Annotated in this window: 14 protein-coding genes; 10 read left to right on the top strand and 4 right to left on the bottom strand. The window is 67.9% G+C overall.

Features of this window, described 5'->3' with window-relative positions; translation table 11 throughout:
- The first annotated feature begins 428 nt into the window (after positions 1–428).
- From CMC5_RS08260 to CMC5_RS08245, 4 genes are all read left to right on the top strand, one after another.
- Positions 429–2,174 (top strand): hypothetical protein, encoded by a 1,746-nt coding sequence (locus CMC5_RS08260; RefSeq protein ID WP_050429881.1) that lies wholly within the window; start codon positions 429–431, stop codon positions 2,172–2,174.
- A gap of 22 nt (positions 2,175–2,196) precedes the next feature.
- On the top strand, positions 2,197–3,804 hold the full coding sequence (locus CMC5_RS08255) for a cytochrome c family protein (protein WP_156338354.1): 1,608 nt from the start codon (positions 2,197–2,199) through the stop codon (positions 3,802–3,804).
- 250 nt (positions 3,805–4,054) lie between these two features.
- A complete protein-coding gene (locus CMC5_RS08250) occupies positions 4,055–5,035 on the top strand; it encodes a hypothetical protein (protein ID WP_050429879.1) in 981 nt (326 codons plus the stop codon).
- Positions 5,036–5,052: 17 nt separating this feature from the next.
- Entirely contained in the window at positions 5,053–5,493 is a 441-nt protein-coding gene (locus tag CMC5_RS08245) for a hypothetical protein (protein WP_050429878.1), read from the top strand.
- A gap of 99 nt (positions 5,494–5,592) precedes the next feature.
- Here the strand turns inward: CMC5_RS08245 and CMC5_RS08240 are convergent, their stop codons facing one another.
- From CMC5_RS08240 to CMC5_RS08230, 3 genes are all read right to left on the bottom strand, one after another.
- Complete coding sequence (locus tag CMC5_RS08240) at positions 5,593–6,963, bottom strand: MFS transporter (RefSeq protein ID WP_050429877.1); 1,371 nt, start codon at positions 6,961–6,963, stop codon at positions 5,593–5,595.
- 382 nt (positions 6,964–7,345) lie between these two features.
- Positions 7,346–8,146 (bottom strand): hypothetical protein, encoded by an 801-nt coding sequence (locus CMC5_RS08235; protein ID WP_169796481.1) that lies wholly within the window; start codon positions 8,144–8,146, stop codon positions 7,346–7,348.
- A gap of 510 nt (positions 8,147–8,656) precedes the next feature.
- Positions 8,657–11,278 (bottom strand): O-antigen ligase family protein, encoded by a 2,622-nt coding sequence (locus CMC5_RS08230; protein WP_050429875.1) that lies wholly within the window; start codon positions 11,276–11,278, stop codon positions 8,657–8,659.
- A gap of 280 nt (positions 11,279–11,558) precedes the next feature.
- Between CMC5_RS08230 and CMC5_RS08225 the strand changes: the two genes are divergently transcribed.
- The gene (locus CMC5_RS08225; protein ID WP_245678350.1) at positions 11,559–13,466 is read left to right on the top strand and encodes a polysaccharide biosynthesis protein; all 1,908 of its coding nucleotides are present in this window, start codon (positions 11,559–11,561) and stop codon (positions 13,464–13,466) included.
- A 142-nt stretch (positions 13,467–13,608) separates the two neighbouring features.
- Positions 13,609–13,974 carry a polyhydroxyalkanoic acid system family protein gene (locus CMC5_RS08220; RefSeq protein ID WP_245678349.1) on the top strand — a complete coding sequence of 122 codons (366 nt, stop codon included), beginning with the start codon at positions 13,609–13,611 and terminating at the stop codon, positions 13,972–13,974.
- A 22-nt stretch (positions 13,975–13,996) separates the two neighbouring features.
- Here the strand turns inward: CMC5_RS08220 and CMC5_RS08215 are convergent, their stop codons facing one another.
- On the bottom strand, positions 13,997–15,367 hold the full coding sequence (locus CMC5_RS08215) for a hypothetical protein (protein WP_050429874.1): 1,371 nt from the start codon (positions 15,365–15,367) through the stop codon (positions 13,997–13,999).
- A gap of 241 nt (positions 15,368–15,608) precedes the next feature.
- Here CMC5_RS08215 and CMC5_RS08210 point away from each other — a divergent pair, with 241 nt between their 5' ends.
- From CMC5_RS08210 to CMC5_RS08195, 4 genes are all read left to right on the top strand, one after another.
- Positions 15,609–16,232 (top strand): MerR family transcriptional regulator, encoded by a 624-nt coding sequence (locus CMC5_RS08210; protein ID WP_050429873.1) that lies wholly within the window; start codon positions 15,609–15,611, stop codon positions 16,230–16,232.
- A gap of 20 nt (positions 16,233–16,252) precedes the next feature.
- Positions 16,253–17,470: an IscS subfamily cysteine desulfurase gene (locus CMC5_RS08205; RefSeq protein WP_179955532.1), complete on the top strand. Its 1,218-nt coding sequence runs from the start codon at positions 16,253–16,255 to the stop codon at positions 17,468–17,470.
- Positions 17,471–17,538: 68 nt separating this feature from the next.
- Positions 17,539–17,985, top strand: coding sequence for a Fe-S cluster assembly scaffold IscU (gene iscU, locus CMC5_RS08200; RefSeq protein ID WP_050429871.1), 447 nt, complete (start codon positions 17,539–17,541; stop codon positions 17,983–17,985).
- Positions 17,986–18,068: 83 nt separating this feature from the next.
- Positions 18,069–18,473: a HesB/IscA family protein gene (locus CMC5_RS08195; protein WP_063796239.1), complete on the top strand. Its 405-nt coding sequence runs from the start codon at positions 18,069–18,071 to the stop codon at positions 18,471–18,473.
- Positions 18,474–18,489: the final 16 nt, after the last annotated feature.

Raw genomic sequence — 18,489 nt, 5'->3', positions numbered from 1 at the left:
GACGGTTTCGGGGGGTCGGCACGTCACTCCAGCCGTGGTCGTGCCCTCTCGGGTCGTGGCCGTGTCCCGTCGAGAAGCGCTCGCGTCTCGGCGTGAAGCAGTCGGATGTCGTGAGGCGTCGGTCGCGTCCCGTCGGGAAGCGGTCATGTCCTCTCGGGCAGTGCGCTGCTGCCCTGGAGAGGGGGTGGCAGCGCAATTCCGAGGCAACAATCCAAACGAGGCGGCACGAGGCCGACGTTCAGGACGCCAGGAAGCTGCTGGCCATCGTCTGGCACGGGCCCTGCTGAGGGGCACGCCGGGCGTGGAGGGCCTCGGTGAGGGGCTTCGGAGTCGCGCGCCTGCGCGGTCACCGGAGTCGCTCGTCCTGCACCACGGCGCTGCGCCCCAACCCAGCAACGGGGCTGTCATCGACAGCCAGAGGGACGACCATGACCACGGGCAACGGCTTCCGTTTTCTACCTCCCGCCGATCTCAAGGACTTCTCGGACCAGCCGCGAAAGCAGGATGCGCTCGACGCGCAGTGGAACGACAACCTCGGTGGATTCACGCAGCAGGCGATCCTCGGCAATCCGTGGAACGTGATCGGGGCGTCGTATCAGGACTGGTACTACAACCCGCAGGAGACCACGCCGACCGGATCGGTCCAGGTCGCGGCGGTGGAGTGGAACGCGTTTCCAGGGCGCATTCAGTACTACTTCCAGAGGCAGCTCTCGGCCGAGCAGCAGCTCGAGCTTGCAGACACGGGGCATTACACCGACGGGAATGGGCACAAGCAGACGTTCCCGCAGATCACCTCGGATCCGTGCGATGCCTCGTCGACCTCGAAACAAGCCTATGGCCCTTATGGTCCGCGCGGGTGGCAGGACGAGTACTGCGAGTGGGCCGTCACGCGGAATGCGAAAGGGCAGATCACCCGGGTCGACTTCACCTGCGAGAACCCCGAGTACTGGTACACGCTGTGGTTGATCGACCCGGCGGCCGTGCACCGGCTGTACGAGACGCTGCTCGGGAAGTCGATCCGGATCGATGACCTGTACCTGAAGGACGAGAACGGCAAGGCCGTCATCGACCCATCGACGGGGCGGCCCGCGTACGACCCGCTGAACCGCTGGAACAACGGACCGGAAGCGACGAACGACAGGGGAGGCGCCATCCACCTGACCAGCACGCCGAACAGCTTGCAGACGGAGATGGGGCTCGGTGGGGCCGCGACGGTGCAGCGGATCGATCACGACGACAACGCCGCGGAGCTGATCTGCTGCTCTCAGTACGGGCAGCCCAACCGGAACAGCGATCCGAACATCGGCTTCAGCGTCTACTCGCTCGTCGGGCTCGGCAACAAGGTCACCCTGACCAACCCGGCAGGGCTCTACATCCAGACGCCGACGTGGGCGCGCTTCAGGGCGCCGAACGGGATCGACCCATCGAAGTTCTGGACCATCGTGCGCGGGACGAGCACGCTGACTGGCCCTGACGGGAAGGCGCTGCCCGGGAACTTCATCGTTCACGCACGCTTCGAGGTGCCCGAGGGGGCTGGGTTCACGGTCTCGGACATCACCATCGACGGCAAGCCGATCCAGTGGGGCGGGCAGATCGCGCAGACGTTCCAGATGCACCTGAACGCGAGCGCGTTCTCCGCGCCCGTGCCGAAGCGGGAGGCCTGCGTGAGGCCGAAGGCGCCCGCGGATGCGCTGCCGCAGCCGTTGCAGCTCTTCCACGGCGACGTGTTCTGGGCCTACTACGACCGGACCATCCGGACGGTCGTGGGGGTGGAGATGAGCCTGGCGAGCAACACCACGTTCATCGCGCCGATCGTGGAGCGTGGCGCGCAGCAGATGACCATGGTGCTCACGGTGGACGGGGCGAAGCTCGGGCCGAGGGGGGAGCTGCCGCTCATCAGCACCGACGACCCCGACATCCAGGTGAAGGTGGCGGCGACGGGAAGCAGACCGGCGATGTCGAACGTCACGTACGCGATCCCGGGGAACTCGTACCCGAGCACGGTGCAAGCGCTCCAGGTGGTGGTGAACGTGGCGCCGACGGCAAGGCCAGGGCTGCACTCCATGACGGTCAGGAACGTCGGCGGGGGGGAAGGGATCCCGATGCCGGCGCTGCTGAAGGTCGTCCAGGCGGGCACGATCGGCAAGAGCGCAGACCAGGCGTCGGAAGGCTGAGAGGGCGGCCATGCGCGCAGCCATGAAGACGCATCTCGCCGCCTCGACGGGCCTTGCGCTCGTCGCGCTCGGGGGCGCCTGTGAGCCGCAGCCGCGCACGCTGCCCGCACCCCGGTCGGCGACACTGGCGCAAGCGCCAGCGGAGCCTTCGGGGGGGGCGGGTGTCGTGAGCGCCGCGTCGAGCGAGGCGCCGACGTTCCTGTGCGGGAACCTCACCGTCCCGATCAGTCCCGGGATCCCGGGGGACTCGCCGATCTTCGCGAACCAGACGAACGCGAACTGCTTCGCGTGGTGGGAGCTGATCTCGCTGAGCTGGCCGGCTGCGCCCGGGAGCACGGAAGCGAACACGGAGGTGAAGGCGTCGGCGTTCGGCAATCCCGACGATACGGGGCCGGTCGTGTGGCAGACGTACCAGGACCCGACGATGCTGTTCCTGGCCGATGGGGCGACCCCGCCGGCCTTCGGGTCTCAGCCGGAGATCCCGGCGAGCTGCGCGCTGCAAGCGAAGGTCTCGACCGCAGGGAAGAAGCCTCCGCGGCTGGTGCAGATGGTGACCAAGTTCCACCCCGGGTTCATGGCGGGCTCGTCGGACCAGGCGGCGCCGATGGAGGGGCCGGCCTGGCTCGGGGCACAGAACGGGACGAGCCTCTGGTACGAGGTGCGCCTGAACAAGGACCTGTACGACAGCATCGTGGCCCCGGAGCACCAGTTCTTCAACGCCGACAAGCAAGCGGCGTGGGTGGCGGGTGGGAATGGGAAAGCGCTGACGCTGCCTGCAGGAAGCAAGCACGCCGATGGGCCGATCGGCGCGATCGAGCTGAAGGGCGCCTGGATGGAGGTGGACCACCCGGAGCACGCGCGCTGGTCACGCTACAAGACGGTGGACGCCATCGTGATGGACGCGGCCAACGGGAAGTGCCGGACGACGACGCTGGCGCTGGTGGGGCTGCACATCCTGCACAAGACGAAGTCGCAGAACACGTGGGTGTGGGCGACGTTCGAGCACAAGGACAATGTGCCCGCGGAGAGCCCTCCCAACCCGGCGAACACACCGCCGGGCGGGTACAACTTCTACAGCCAGAGCTGTCAGCCGAAGCAGGTCTCGGTGCCGAAGGACTGCCTGGCCAAGGACATGACGTCGCCGGTGACCGTGGGCTGCACGGCGAACCAGAGTCCGCCCTACTACCTGGGGGAGGGCTGCCCAGGGCCGGTGCCGATCCAGGTGACGCGAGAGAAGGTCTTGCCGAGCAATGTGCAGAGCGTGAATCGGCTCGCTCAGGCGGCCATTGCCGAGGCCAATCCGAAATCGGTCTGGCAATACTACGAGCTGGTGAACGTGATCTGGTCGGCATCACCGATCAATGATTCAGCCGTGCCCCAGCCAGCGCCCTCGCGGCTCGCTGGCATGACCTCGGACGGCAACTTGCCGGTCGCCAATACGACGATGGAAACCTATGTGCAGGGGAAGACCTGCACCGATTGCCACGCGTATGCCACCGTCGCGTCGACCAAGGCGGAGCCGAAGCCGACATGGACCTCGGACTTCAGCTTCATGCCGAGCCTGGCCCAGGCGCCGGCGGCCCGGCAGCCCAAGGCTGCTGCCGCGGTGAAGAAGAAGCTGCGGTTCTGAGCTCATCCCGACGAGCCCATCCCGCCACCGCGCCCAGCTCACCAGGACGAGACGACGAGGCCTCCCACGCCTCGTCGGTCCCGTCGGCTCGCCGCATCCCCTGATCTCCTCATCCCGGAAAGAAGCTGCGCGGAACCAGGGTGACCTTCGTCGTGCCGCCTGGGTAGGATGGGCGTGGCTCCTGAAGGCTCCGTGCTCGGAGGGGCTGCAGGGTGAAGCTGCTCGGTCACGTCGGGTCGAGGAGTGAGGGATGCGCATCAGCGAGGAACAGGTCGAGACGCTCCGCCAGGAGGGAAGCTCGGGGCCGCAAGCGGGGACGCAAGCGCCAGGCGTCGTCGAGCCGTGCCCCGAGCCGACGTTCCGGGAGAACGTGATCCTGATCGGCTCCGAGATGCAGTACGACAGCTTCTGGCTGAAGATGATGTTCATCGCAGCGGGCTACCGGCTCGCGCTGTCGAACACGTACCGGCAGGGCGACAGGAAGACGATCGCATACGTCGATGTCGGCTATGTGCGACCCGAGAAGCTGCCGCTGGAGACGCTGAAAGATCAGTATGGCTACCGGCTCGTGGTCCTGAACAGCTCCGCGGATGTCGTGAAGCTGTTCAATGACCGGCCGCGGATCGAGGTCGGGGGGCGCTCGGGGAAGCTGCTGCTCCATTACGTGGCGTTCTTCTGCCACGGGGTGCCCGGCAAGATTGCCCTCAATTACAATGCGAGCCCTGCGGTGGACGTGACCGAGAGCCAGGTCTCGGCCATGAATGCGGACATCTTCGACCCACAGGGGCGGATCACGTCGTATGCCTGTCGCACGGGCAATTCGACCCTGTGGGAGTCCTTCAACAACGACGCGGAGGCGAAACCGGAGGCGAGCCTCGCGCAGAAGATGGCCGACCGGTTCAAGGTGAGCGTGTTCGCCTACCTGAAGCGAACCTTCTACGGCAACGTGCTGCGGGATCCGAGCGACTCCGAGAAGATCTCGAGCGCCTTGAAGGAGGCGCGCAAGACGCAGGAAGGGAGCATCATCGACATCCCGGACGAGCACGAGGCGCTCCCCCACCCCGGCCTCGCTGCGGGTGGGGTCTTCGGTTTTGGCAGTGCCACGGTCAAGGAAGGGACGAACGGGTATGCGCTGTGGCGCAAGGGGGGTGGGCGGACCTTGCCGACGGCAGCGGAGACGCCGAAGGGCCTGAGCGGCAACCTCCGCGAGTTCAAGCCACGCGGCAGCTGAGCAAGGGAGCGCGCTTCATGGGATTTCAGAGGTTCGAGGCAGCGGCGTGGAGCGCCGAGGTGGCGGATGTCGAGGCGACGCCGCGCTACGAGGTCGGCGCGGAGCGGCGGGGGATGGTGCACTTCCGGTTCGCGCTGGAAGAGAACCCGGGGGTCGAGGAGGACGCGGTGTTCGTGGTGTTCTCGAACCGGATGCTGGCGTCCGTGTATGCAGGGCCGTACCGGGAGGGTCTGTCGCTCCCCGTGGATGCGAGGCTCGCGAGCGACGAGGGGTTCGACAACCTGGAGTTCAAGCTGCTCTCGCCGAAGGGCTGCGTGGTCGGGCGGTGGAGCAATGAGCAGGGATACCCCTACTGGCAAGCCGGGGCCGTGGTGAGCATCGCGTTCCGGGAGGTGGGTCGGTTCGCCGAGCATGGGCTTTTCGAGACGCACGGGGTGTCGATCCGGCTGGAGGGTTGAGGTTCCCCGGAGGTCGCACGACGACGGACTCGGCGTAGGGTCAGTGTGCTGTCGGCGTGGAGCCGACGCACACGGGGCCGGGCCCCCTCACGGTGCAGCTCAGGTGGCGAGGGCGTCGTCGTTCGTGCGAGGTCGCGCGTTCCAGAGGGTCGCGGCAAGGACGGCAGCGACGAGGGCGGCGGCGGCCCAGAAGCGGATGGCGGCGTGGAAGTCGCGGTGCTTCAGGAACCAGCCGGTGGCCATGTCGCCCGCAAAGGCGCCCATGTAGCCCATGAAGTCGACGAAGCCGGCCGCGGCGGCCGTGGTGCGCTTGCGGGCGAAGTCCTGGGCGGCGGTGCCGACGAGGAGGATCTGGGCGCCGTAAAGGAAGAAGCCGATGGCGGCGAGGCACGCGATGGTGGGCGCGGCGCCGAGGGGGGCGATGCGTTCGTAGGTCAGCGTGAGCAGGCCGACGAGGAAGAGGGAGGCGGCGATCATCGGGGCGCGGCGGGACTGGAAGTAGCGGTCGGTGATCCAGCCCGAGGCGAGGGCGCCGACGGCGCCGGCGAGGGGGAAGACGGCGACCTTGAGGGCGGCGAGGAAGACGCCGGAGCCGTGGAGGGCTTCGAGGTGGCCAGGGGCCCAGTCGAGGAAGCCGTAGCGGACGATGTCGAGGCCGAAGAGGGCGAGGGCGAGGACCCAGATGCGCGGGTTGGCGAAGGTGATCCAGAGGGTCTCGAGGAGGGGGCGGCGCTCGACGGTCGCAGGGGGGAGCGATTCGTCGATGGCGGGGGCTTCGCCGGGCTCGGGGCGCTCACGGATCTTGAAGGCGGCGTGGAGGGCGGCGAGGGCGAGGACGGCGGCGGGGAGGACGAAGGCGGCGCGCCAGTCGGCGAAGGCGGTGACGAGGGCGCCGGAGGCGATGATGGTGAGGGCCGAGCCGAGCTGGTAGCTGGTGCCGACGACGCCCATCATGCGGCCGCGCTGGGTCGGGGTGAACCAGCTGGCCATGATCTTGACGGTGGGAGGCCAGCCGCCGGCCTGGAAGTAGCCGTTCAGGAACCAGAGGACGACGAGGAGCGCAGCAATGGGGGTGAGGGGGCTCCGCGTGGAGAAGAACTGGACGGTGCGGTTGACGGCGCTGGCGAGGAGGGGGAGCGACGGGCCGAGGGCGTCGGCCATAGGCGCGGCCTGGGAAAAGAGAAGGCAGGCCGTGACGGAGCCGAGCATGCCGAAGAGGAGGATGCGCCTGGGGCCGAAGCGTTCGGCGAGCTGGCCATTGACGAGCTGGCCGAGGGCATAGCCGACCTTCAATGCGCCGAGGACCAGGCCCATTTCGAGCGGGTCGATGGCGAGGCTGCGCTCGATCTGGGTGCGGGCCGGGCCGATGTTGACGCGGCATGCGTAGAAGGCGCCGTAGGTGACCCAGACGGCGAAGAGCATGCGCCACTGCGCGCGGGACATGGAAGGCGCGCGCTGGGAGAGGTTCACGGCGGGGAGCGTTTCACAGCGGGATCGGGTTGTACAGCGCGCGGAGTGCGCGGAGCGCTGGTGAGGAGGAGGCGCTCGGGCCGGCGCCTCTCGACGCGATGGGTTGGGACTTCGGTGCGAAAACCGCCGTGCGAGGGAGAGGTCTCCCCTGGCGGAGCGGGAGGGTTCCCCGCCAGGGGAGAGGGGTGGAGCCCAGGGATCCGGGTGATTGAGACGAGAATGGTCTCTCGGGGCCCGGGCTCACGTGAACGGAGCGCGCTCGACCGGATGAGGGTGAGGCGCTCCGGTCGTCATCAGCAGTCACGCTGGCATGCGTCCAGCCGTCCATCGTGACGGTGCGCGCTGCAACCAGCGCTTCGTCGTTGCGCCGAGCCAGATCGACTCACCAGCCGCGGTTCCATCCATTCATCCAGCTGCCGCGGTTGAGGGACCAGATGGGCCGGCCAGGGTTGTAGATGGCCGCATTGCCATTGCACCCGACCTCGAGGTAGGCGTCGGGGTAGCCGGCGGTCCCGGTCGACCAGACATCCTGACCGAACCGATCGATGACGACGAAGTTGCCGTCATTCAGCATCGTCGCGTACTGGATGGGGCGGTTGAAGGCGCCGGTCGACCACAGGGAGCGGCCTCCTCGCCCATGGAGACAGAGGCCTCCCTCATTGAGCAGCCCGAGGGAGTACCCCCTGTCGCCCGTGTAGAGGTGATGCCCCGGGTACAGCATGCCGCCTGGACGAAGGGTGATCACGTCACCGCAGGAGACGTTGGCCTGCTCGGTGTAGCTCGACCAGAGGGTCTCTCGGGCTCCGTAGAGGAAGACGTTGCCGTCGTCGAGAAGGTTGAGGTACGCGCCGGGATGCCCGAAGGTGCCGGTCGACCACCGGGCTCGGTTGTGGTGATCGAAGAGCACGAAGTTGCCGTCGCCCTGCATGAGGCCATAGCGGATGTTCAGGCCGCGGGTGTTGCTGGTCCACATCGAGCGGCCTCCCCGGGAGAGGATGAGGTTGCCGTCGTTCTGGAGGCCGAAGTAAGAGCGGCCGTCGTCGGAGTAGATGCCTTGTCCACACTCCAGTCGCTGCTCGGGCTCAATCGAGTGCGCCATGGCCGAGCTGCCGACGGCGAGGGTGGCGCCAAAGGCTGCAGCACAGAGAGAGCTGCGCAAAACGAGGCCGTTGATTCTTGTCATGGTCTGATCCCCCATTCCAATGCAGTGCGCCTTCGGGGCGCCTGCTCCCGGACGCCATCGTGCAGGGTGCGTGGTGGCTCCCTGCACGACGGCCGCGCGAGCGATAGCGTCGCTCTATCGTAAACATAATGGGCTGACCCGTCGGCGCTAGATCGGGTCTCCGTCCGGCGCGTGCTCAATTCGGAGCCCAGCATGTCCCGAGCGTCAAAGCAGCCAGCGAGGTCGACGCGAGCGACCCGGGAATGCGCGCGCCTTTCATCGGGTATTTCGTCAGAATGCGCGGTCGGGGCGCTGGCGAGTCGGATATGTGAAGAGAGGCCTGGCATTGCTGGATTCGGCACGGGTGGAGGGATTCCCCTGGCGACGGAGATGTGTGTCGGAGCGAGGGGAATGGCAATCACCTGGAGGAAGGCGCGCTGACGGAGGGCTCGCGGTGCGCGGAGAGTTTCCTGCGGAGGGAAGGTCGGCGGACGCGACGGGCGTGGTCGGGTCAGGCGCGCGAGACCCACGTCATGGTGTCAGGAGAAGGTTTCCGGCGGCCCTGGCTTTGAGGCTCGTGATGCGGGCTTCGAGGGCCGGGTCGTGGCCGCCTCGGGCGCGCAGGACCTTGTCGAGCGCCTCGACGGCGCGGACGAGCGATCCCGCTGCGATGGCGGACTCGGCAAGCTTTTCCCAGCGGGCTTCGGTGGGCTCTTCGACGACGGCGCGCTCGTAATGCGCGAGGGAGGTCCCCCAGGCCTTGCGTGAGGCCATGAGGTCACCGAGCCAGGTGGCGGCCTGAGCGCACGAGGTGGGGGGGCCGCACGCTTCGCCCAGGAGATCGCGGGTGGCAGCGGCGAGGCGGGGGGGAAGGTCGGCGAGCGCAGCCGCGCGGACGCGCAGCTTGAGGCAAGGAGCCCGCTCGGTGACGCGGTTGCAGGCTTCGGCGAGGAGTTGCTCGGCCTGGGCGGGGCGGCCTTCGGCCATGAGCCAGCGGGCGCGCAGGTCAGGAGCGAGGAAGGAGCGGCGGGACGCGACTTCGATGGCGCGGGCATGGGCCTCGATGTCCTCGCCACAGCCCGCGCGCTGGGCGCCTTCGCAGAGGCCGCCGACAGGGCGGCCGTCGAGGGTGCCGATCAAGAGGTCGCCGAGGACCCAGCGAGGATCGATGGCGCCCGGGTCACGACGAAGGGCTTCGCGGGCGGCATGCAGGCGTTGCTCCTCTTCGCCAGGTCGATCGAGGTAGCGCGCGAGGGCAGCGATGAGGGGCGCGCCTTGCTTGCCTTCGGGGGCGGCGCGCTCGAGTTCGCTCCAGGAGCGGGTCCAGCGGATGGCGCGCAGGGCGGCGGCGCTGACGAGTTCGAGGTCGTCTTCGACGGCGAAGCGGAGTTCGAGGAGCGCCTGGCTGCGGGCGCCGCGGTCGGCGAGCACGTCGGCAAGGAGCAGGTGGGCGCGGCCGTTGCGCTGGGAGCGTTCGAGGGTGCGCTGGAGCCAGGGGATGGGGTTGTCGCGCTCGGACTGCCAGGCGAGCGAGGCGCCGAGGAGGGGGAAGTACGGGTCGGCGGGGTGGCGCAGGGTGGCCTCTCGCAGGTGCTGGAGGACGGGTTCGAGGGGCTGACCGGGTTTCCAGGTGGTGAGTGACGCGCGTGCGCTCGCGCGGTCGGTGTCGAGGTCGGGGCCGCCGCGCAGGGCGACGAGCGTGGCGAGGGCGAGGCCTGCGAGGCCGAGGGCGATGAGGGAGGCGGGGCGTCTCCAGGCGAGCGCGTGGGTCGGCCATTCGTCCGACGAGGTCGCGCGCGCCGGTGCGCCGCGGCGTCGGCCGTCGCCCCACAGGGAGCCGAGGACGGTAGCAATCGCGATGGGGATGGCGGGCACTTCGAGGGCGAGGTCGGCGAGGTTCTGGAGGAGCAGGACGACGACGCCCACCCAGGCGCCGGTGGCGGCAGCGCTGCGAGGGACACCGAGGCGGCTGGGTCGCAAGGCCCAGACGAGGGCCAGGAGGGCGGCAAGGGCGATGGGGAGGCCCCACTCGGCCGCCCACTGGAGGAGGAAGTTCTCGGCGTGGGTGAAGACGACGTTTCCAGGGGCGGCGCGGTACGCAGGGTAGACGCTCTCGAACGCGCCCCGGCCGACACCGAGCCAGGGGTAGTCGCGGAGCATGGGAAGGATGGAGCGGAAGAGGTCGAGTTTGCTGGTGTCGCGTTCACCAAGCTCGAGCCAGATCATGCTGGAGCTGCCGAGAACGGCGAGGGCAGCGCCACCGCCGAGGGCGACGAGGGCGAGGCCGAGGAGGGCGCGGCGGGGCGCTGGTACGTCGGCCTGGCCGCGGGTGGTGCGGCGAGAGAGGAGGGCGACGAGGAGGGCGGCGCCGATGGGGAGGACGGCGAGGCCCGCGCGCGAGGCGCTGGTGATGGTGATGGCGACGAGGAGGGCGATGCCAGCCCCCACGAGCCAGCGCGGGAGCAGGGGGCGGCGCATGAGGTAGAGGCCGACGCCGCAGAAGGTGCCGAGGTCGAGGTAGCCGGCGAGGTTGTTGGGGTTGAGGAGGGGGCCGACATGCCAGGGCGCGGCAGGGAACTGCGGGGTGTAGAGGCCGAAGACCTGGGTGGCGCCAGCGAGGCCGTGGGTGAGGGTGGTGAGGGCCGCAGCAGAGGCGCTGGCGAAGACGAGGGTGATGCCCCAGGCCGCGCCGCGCCGGCTGGAGACGGCCGCCGCGGCATGAAAGACGCCGGCGTAGGTGGCCCAGGCGAGGGCCTGGACGAGGGAAGCGCTCGGGTCGAGGGAGAGGGGAGCGCGCAGGGGAGGAGGCTCTCCGAAGGGGAGGAAGGCGCGCGACCAGACGTCGGCGGTGGTGGGGGAGATGCGCTCGAGCCAGGCCAGCGGGAGGGGGATGGTCTGGAGGAGACAGACGGCGGCAAGGGCGAGGAGAACGAAGACGGGTGTCGGCGTGCGGGCAGGTCGGTCGCGAAGGTGAAGGCACTGGGCGACGGCGCCGAGGACGCAGAGCGATACGGCGAGGAGAACCGGGGTGTGAACGGCCCCGATGGCCAGTACGGACCCGACGACGGGGATCGCCAGGGTCCAGGCCGCAGCGGCCGCTTGTCGGCGGCGGGCTTCACCACCGCCGCGCGCTGATCGCTGTCCTGGTCGCACGTTACCCCCGACCTCGCGATTGAACCCCGCCTGCTCGCAGTTCGCAAACGTTCACGTCGGGCGGTCGCCGGCTGTCGACTGGACGGTGCGCGGCGCAGGCCATGTCCAGAAACGCGCGGAGAAAGGGGCGCTGCGCTCGCCGACGGGGTATCTTCCGGCCGTTCTGCGAGGGGCCACTTCCTTGAACCCCATCCGGTGAGGGTCCCCACCGGGCCGCTGGCTCGACGCGCGCATGAACGCCACGACGTGACGGCGCATCAGAGTCTCCGCGACTCGTCTCATGAAGAAAGCCTGGAGCTCCAGCATCCTCCGACGAGCGGCGATCGTGATGGTTCACGCGCTGCTGTGGAGCGCGGCGTTCCATCTGGCCTTGCAACTCCGCTTCGAGGGCGGGCCCATCCCCGATCCGTTCGCGCGGACCTGGCCCTTTGCGCTGGCGCTGCTGCTCGGGTGCAGGGTGGTCGCGTTCTACGCGGGGAGCCTGTTTCATGGGCTGTGGCGCTACGCGGGGTTGCCGGAGCTCTCGAGCCTGATCAAGACGACCACGGCGGGCTCGGTGGCGTTCGTGGTGCTGGCGACCATGCTCGGCGTGCCCATGCCGCGCTCGCTGTACGTCGGTGAGTGGCTGGCGTCGATCGTGCTGGTGGGGGGGCTGCGGTTCGCCATCCGCCTGGCCTACGAGCAACGGCAAGGGCGGACGCGGCATCCGGACGCGCTGCAGACGCTGATCCTCGGCGCAGGTGACGCGGGAGAGAGCCTGCTGCGCGACATCCAGCGGATGTCGGATCGCCGCTGGGAGGTGTGCGGCTTCCTCGACGACGACCCGATGAAGCGCGGGGCGATGGTGCGCGACGTTCGGGTGCTGGGAGCGGCCGACGAGGCGACGCTGCGTCGGGTGATCGTGGAGCGTGAGGTGAAGCTCGTGCTGCTGGCGATGCCGACGGTGGAGGGCTCCCGGACGCGGGACATCGTGCGGGCCTGCCAGAAGCTCGAGGTGCCCGTGCGGACGGTGCCGAGCATCACGGAGCGGATCCAGGACTTCGGGGTGGCGACGATCCGAGAGGTGGCGATCGAGGATCTGTTGCGACGGGCGCCGGTGAGCCTCCACGTGGAACAGGTCGAAGGGTTCCTGGAAGGACGCACGGTGCTGGTGACCGGCGCCGGCGGGAGCATCGGTGGGGAGCTGTGCCGTCAGACGCTGCGCTTCGCCCCGAAGCGGCTCTTGCTCCTCGACCACAGCGAGAACGGGCTCTACTTCATGGAGCGGGAGCTGCGGCAGCGGTTTCCGGAGGCGAGCATCGTCCCCGTCGTGTGTGACATCACCGATCGCGGGCGGCTGGACGCGGTGTTCCGGCGCTACCGGCCGGAAGTGGTGATGCACGCCGCGGCGCACAAGCACGTGCCGATGATGGAGGTGAACAGCCAGGAGGCGGTGAAGAACAACGTGTTCGGCACGCTTTCGGTAGCCGATGCGGCGCACGCGGCAGGGGCAGACACCTTCGTGATGATCTCGACGGACAAGGCGGTGAACCCGACGTCGATCATGGGGGCGACGAAGCGTGTGGCAGAGATGGCGCTGCAGACACGCGCCGAGACGAGCAAGACGCGGTACGTGACGGTGCGGTTCGGGAACGTGCTGGCCTCGACGGGGAGCGTGGTGCCGCTGTTCCGCGAGCAGATCGCGCGTGGCGGTCCGGTGACGGTGACGCACCCGGAGATGCGGCGCTACTTCATGACCATCCCCGAGGCGACGCAGCTCGTGCTGCAGGCAGGCGCCCTCGCGGAGCGGAGCGAGATCTTCGTGCTCGACATGGGAGAGCCAGTGCGGATCGTCGACCTGGCGAGGGACATGATCGAGCTGTCGGGGCTGACGCCGGACGTGGATGTGAAGATCGAGTTCGTCGGGCTGCGCCCTGGCGAGAAGCTGTTCGAGGAGCTGCTGCTCGACGACGAGCGGTATGCGCGAACGCCACATCCCAAGATCCGCGTGGGAAGGATCCAGCCGGTGGGGCGAGAGCGGCTGGAGCGTGGGCTCGCTGGCTTGCGTGCAGCCGCAGAGGCGAACGATGATGCGGCCGTGAGGCGCGCGCTGTCGGAGCTGGTGCCCGAGGCGACGTTGTCGCCGACCGAAGCGATGCCAGAGCGCAGGCAGGCGCTCTCCCCTGCGCCCTCTCCCTCCGTCGCATAGGCAACGCGCACGACGCGGTGAGTGAAGTCCGGCACCACAGCCAGCTCACCAGCGCTGAAACGTCGTTGAACACTGGGGCAAACTGGGACACTCGACCTGTCTGGGTGCGTCACTACTGGAAAAAACATGACGTCTCAGGCGTGTGTCCGGCCCAGCCCGACTGCGCGCGGCCGCCGTCCTGGCTATGCTGCGCTGCATGAAGCATGTCGTTAACCATGACCTGGACCCGGAGACCGCTCGCCGCGTCACCGACAAGGCTTTCTCGTCCTACAAGGACCGCTTCGCTGACTACAATCCGACCCTGAACTGGTCCTCGGAGAAGCGCGCCGAGGTCGGATTCTCGGCCAAGGGAATCCAGCTGAAGGGCGCGTTCGAATTGAGCCCTGGCAAGATCGAGATGGATCTCGACGTGCCCTTCTTGCTGCGTCCGTTCAAGGGCAAGGCGATCGAGGTGATCGATCAGGAGATCAAGCGCTGGATCGGTGAGGCCAAGGCCGGCCGGCTCTGATCGATTCGCTCTTCACATCAGCTCACGTGCAGCCGGCGCAGGTGACCGCCTGCTTCCGGCGCACGAAGAGCTCGGCAATCCCCTGGACCAAGATGTCGATCGCGGCCTGAGGTCCGTCCTTCAAGTAGGCCTCCGCGGCCAGCGTGCCGGCGAAGAACGCCTGCGCTCTCGGTAGCTCGCGTCGGATCCCGTCGAAGCCGATCGCGTGGACGAGGAACACCGACATGGGCGAGTTGCGCAGGTCGTACGTGGACTCGCGGCTGCGACCTTTGTCGAGGAGGTCGAACACCTCGTCCTCGACGGCTCCCTCGGGTGAGCGAGGACGCGATGGCGGCGGGAGGAGATCGGCGAGACGCCCCGAAGGCGCCCCTGCGGTGGGGAGCTGGCCGAGCAGCAGGGTGAGCGGGACGTCCGGTCCGAGGCGATGGGAGATCGCTTCGAGGAGCGCCATCGTCACCAGCTTGGTCCAGAGATACAGCCGGCCCACGGCGAGATTGTGGTCGGCCCGGGCGACGAGCGCGTTGTAGGTCGCCTCGTCCGGCTCCCCGTGGAAGCGGCGAAAGATGATCGAAGGGACGAGGGACTCCAGGAAGCCAGCCGTCTTCTGGAGCGACGTGCGGTACTCGCGCGCGGTGTAGCTGTGCGGGTTCTTGAAGTGAGGGTTCGTCTCGGGGAGCAAGCTCCAGGTGTTGTCGAGGAAGCACGCGCTGGTGTCGCCGAAGCCTCCGACGTCACGGTTGGCGAGGCGGACGCTGCGAATGACGGCTTCGAGGATCTCCGGCTCGCCGAGACCCAGGCGGAAGCGCTGGCTCGCCGTGCGCAGACGCGCGCAGAGCGCCTCGCTCGAGGTCAGCCCTTGATCGTTCACGCGACGGAACGGGATGGTCGCCTCGATGCAGGCCACCACCTGTGCCAGGAGGCGCAGCGAGAGCCAGGGGCGCATGACCTTGACGGCCACCATGGCGCTGAGCAGCTCGTTCTGCCCGCCGAACGGAGAGAGGACCTGGCCTGGCGCGAAGTTGAAGAGATCGAGGATCAGGGCGAGCCCTTCATCGTCCGCCGGGAGATCCGAGGCTTCACGGATGCGAAGCCGCTCGTCGTCTTGCTCGATGTAAGGCGTCAGGTAGACGGCAAGGTTGAAGTGGATGCCTCGGTCGACCTGCACGTACACGATGTCGTGGAAAAGCGCGGCGAGAACCTCGATGGGGTCGTCCGTGCCGCCGACCTCGAAGATGTGATCGGGCGTATGGAAGTAACGCCATGGCCCCGTCATCGTCTGCACGATGAGCTCGGCCACAGGCTCGAGACGTCCTGCGTCTGCCTGGATCTCGAGCAGGCCGAGCGCCCACTGGAGCTTTTCCAGACATTGACCCCTGTACTGTTCGAGGCTCATCGACTAGCCGTCCCTGGCCTCCTGGGGGGCCCAGATGTTGTCCCCTCCCGACAAAGGAACACGAGTCGCTGCGCCTCCGTCAAGGACGCGGTCTCCCTTCATTACAGGCAGGCTCTTCCGTGAAACCTGGACAGGTGGACTCACTGGATAGCCCTGGATCCAGGCGTGTTGACAAGTTCGACGACGGCGCCTATGACTCGCGCAACCCTAACGCATACGTAAGGGTTAGACTCCAAGAGCGATGTCGCAGCGCCACCACCTCCCTCTCGCCCAGGATCTCGGTCCGACGGCAGGTCCGCCGGAGACTCGGACGGATCCGACGGCCGGCCGTGGTGACGGGCAGGGCGAGTCTTGCGGCGGCGAAGAAGAGCGGCTCTTCCAGGTCGGAGACCTGGCAAAGGCGACGGGGAAGACCGTCAGGGCCATCCACCACTACGAGGAACTGGGCCTGCTCCGGCCGCACGCGCGCTCCAAGGGGCGTTACCGCCTCTATGACGAGGGGGCGCTGAAGCGGGTCCGCTGGATCAGCAAGCTCCACGATCTGGGCCTGTCGCTGTCGCAGATCCAGCAGATCGTGAGTCACTGGGAGTCGAGCCCCTCCGCGCCGGTCGGCATGGCGCACGTGCGGACGGTGTACCAGCAGAAGCTGGAAGAGACGCGGGCTCAGATCGCCCACCTGTCAGGGCTGGAGCGTGAGCTCCAGGCGAGCCTGGCCTACCTCGATACGTGCGAGAGCTGCGACCCGACGGAGATCGTCGTCTCGTGCTCACGCTGCAACCACCACGACGCGGCCCAGACCCAGCCGGAGCTGGTCGCAGGAATTCACGGCGGCAACGGCCGCCGCGCACCGAACCTCCCCCGCTGAACCGAGAGACGATCATGGCCATTCAGTTCCCCATCTACATGGACAATCACGCGACGACGCCGGTCGATCCGCGGGTGCTCGAGGCCATGCTGCCGTACTTCTCGGGGAAGTTCGGCAACGCGGCGAGCCGCAGCCACGCCTACGGCTGGACGGCAGAGGAGGCCGTGTCGAAGGCGCGCGAGACGATCGCGAAGCTGATCGGTGCGTCGAACCCGAAGGAGATCGTCTTCACCTCCGGCGCCACGGAGAGCGACAACCTGGCGCTGAAGGGCGTTGCCGAGTTCTACAAGGAGAAGGGCAACCACATCATCACGACGGTGGTGGAGCACAAGGCGATCCTCGACACCTGCAAGCGGCTGGAGAAGCAGGGCTACGAGGTGACCTACCTGAACGTCGACAAGGACGGCCTGGTGGATCCCGACGATGTGGCGAAGGCGATCACCGACCGGACGCTGCTCGTGTCGGTGATGCTCGCCAACAACGAGGTGGGCTCGGTGCAGCCGATCGCGGAGATCGGCAAGATCACCCGCGCGCGGGGGGTGCTGCTGCACTCCGACGCGGTGCAGGGGATCGGCAAGGTGCCATTCGACGTGGAGAAGATGAACGTCGACCTGGCAAGCGTGACGGCCCACAAGATCTACGGGCCGAAGGGCGTGGGCTGCCTCTACGTGCGCCGCTCGAAGCCGCGCGTGCGTCTGACGGCACAGATGGACGGCGGCGGCCACGAGTTCGGGATGCGCTCGGGCACGCTGAACGTGCCTGGCATCGTGGGCTTCGCCAAGGCGGCAGAAATCCTGATCCAGGAGGGCGAGGCCGAGTCGCACAAGCTCTTCGGGCTCCGTGAGCGGCTGCGCCTGCGGCTGATGAAGGAGCTGGACGAGCTGCGGGTGAACGGGTCGATGAAATCCCGTCTTCCCGGCAACCTGAACGTGTCGTTCAGCTTCGTGGAGGGCGAGGCGCTGATGATGGCGATCAAGGATGTCGCCGTCTCCAGCGGGTCGGCTTGCACCAGCGCGAGCCTGGAACCCTCGTACGTGCTGCATGCGATGGGCGTGGGCGACGATCTCGCTCACTCGTCGATCCGGTTCGGCATCGGCCGGTTCAACACCGAGGAAGAGATCGATTACGTGGCCGATCTGGTGATCGGCAAGGTGAAGAAGCTGCGTGAGATGTCACCCCTCTACGAGATGTTCAAGGAGGGGATCGATCTGAGCAGCGTGCAGTGGGCGGCGCACTGAGAGCCGCGATCCGCCCGCGCGGATGCTAGAATTCAACGGCGATAGCCAAGGAAGAATCGAGAGCAGCCATGGCATACAGCGAGAAAGTCATCGAGCACTACGAGAACCCCCGGAACGTGGGCGCTCTCGACAAGGACGATCCCGAGGTGGGGACCGGTCTCGTCGGCGCGCCGGCCTGCGGTGACGTGATGCGGCTCCAGATCAAGGTGAAGGACGGCATCATCGAGGATGCGAAGTTCAAAACCTTCGGCTGCGGCTCGGCCATCGCTTCGTCGTCGCTCGCGACGGAGTGGCTGAAGGGCAAGACGGTGGACGAGGCCGAGACGATCAAGAACAGCATGATCGCCGAGGAGCTGAACCTGCCGCCGGTGAAGATCCACTGCTCGGTCCTCGCGGAGGACGCGATCAAGAGCGCGATCTCCGACTTCAGGACGAAGCAAACGGCGCGGCGTGCGCTGGCGGGGGAGCCCGAGGCCAAGGCCGACGGCGAAGCCGCCGGGGCGCGCGGGGAGTGAGCGCGGTGGGCGCGGCGGAGACGGCAACCTCCAGGAACGACCGGAGCGCCCCCGCGACGGCCGAGGCCCACGCAGGAGAAGTTATGACGACGACCGACGAAACGACCACGACGACCGCCAGCGCAGAGCAGAAGCCGAAGCGCTCGCTGGTGGTCACCCCCGCCGCCGTGGAGGCGATGCGGGGTCAGCTCGCCAAGCGCGGGACGCCCGATGCGGCGATCCGGGTGGGGATTCGTGGTGGTGGGTGCTCGGGGTTCTCGTACGTCATCGAGTTCGACGACAAGCCGCCGCGCAACGGCGACCTGGTGATGGAGTTCGCCGACGAAGGCAAGGCGAAGGTCCGGGTGCACTGCGACAAGAAGAGCATCATCTACCTGGCCGGCTCGGCGCTCGACTGGGAGAAGAAGCTCATGCACCAGGGCTTCAAGTTCCTGAACCCGCAGGAGGCGTCGCGCTGCGGCTGCGGTCACTCCTTCCAGGTCGGCTGAAGCGCGGCAGACGAAG

The organism is Chondromyces crocatus, from assembly GCF_001189295.1.
Taxonomy (GTDB): domain Bacteria; phylum Myxococcota_A; class Polyangia; order Polyangiales; family Polyangiaceae; genus Chondromyces; species Chondromyces crocatus.
This window is presented reverse-complemented; position numbering and strand designations above follow the sequence as displayed.

What these genes read in the sequence shown, in the direction of transcription:
- CMC5_RS08260 (WP_050429881.1), top strand. Translation starts at nt 429, where the DNA reads ATGACCACGGGCAACGGCTTCCGTTTTCTACCTCCCGCCGATCTCAAG.
- CMC5_RS08255 (WP_156338354.1), top strand. Translation starts at nt 2,197, where the DNA reads ATGAAGACGCATCTCGCCGCCTCGACGGGCCTTGCGCTCGTCGCGCTC.
- CMC5_RS08250 (WP_050429879.1), top strand. Translation starts at nt 4,055, where the DNA reads ATGCGCATCAGCGAGGAACAGGTCGAGACGCTCCGCCAGGAGGGAAGC.
- CMC5_RS08245 (WP_050429878.1), top strand. Translation starts at nt 5,053, where the DNA reads ATGGGATTTCAGAGGTTCGAGGCAGCGGCGTGGAGCGCCGAGGTGGCG.
- CMC5_RS08235 (WP_169796481.1), bottom strand. Translation starts at nt 8,146, where the DNA reads ATGACAAGAATCAACGGCCTCGTTTTGCGCAGCTCTCTCTGTGCTGCA.
- CMC5_RS08225 (WP_245678350.1), top strand. Translation starts at nt 11,559, where the DNA reads ATGAAGAAAGCCTGGAGCTCCAGCATCCTCCGACGAGCGGCGATCGTG.
- CMC5_RS08215 (WP_050429874.1), bottom strand. Translation starts at nt 15,367, where the DNA reads ATGAGCCTCGAACAGTACAGGGGTCAATGTCTGGAAAAGCTCCAGTGG.
- CMC5_RS08210 (WP_050429873.1), top strand. Translation starts at nt 15,609, where the DNA reads ATGTCGCAGCGCCACCACCTCCCTCTCGCCCAGGATCTCGGTCCGACG.
- iscU (WP_050429871.1), top strand. Translation starts at nt 17,539, where the DNA reads ATGGCATACAGCGAGAAAGTCATCGAGCACTACGAGAACCCCCGGAAC.
- CMC5_RS08195 (WP_063796239.1), top strand. Translation starts at nt 18,069, where the DNA reads ATGACGACGACCGACGAAACGACCACGACGACCGCCAGCGCAGAGCAG.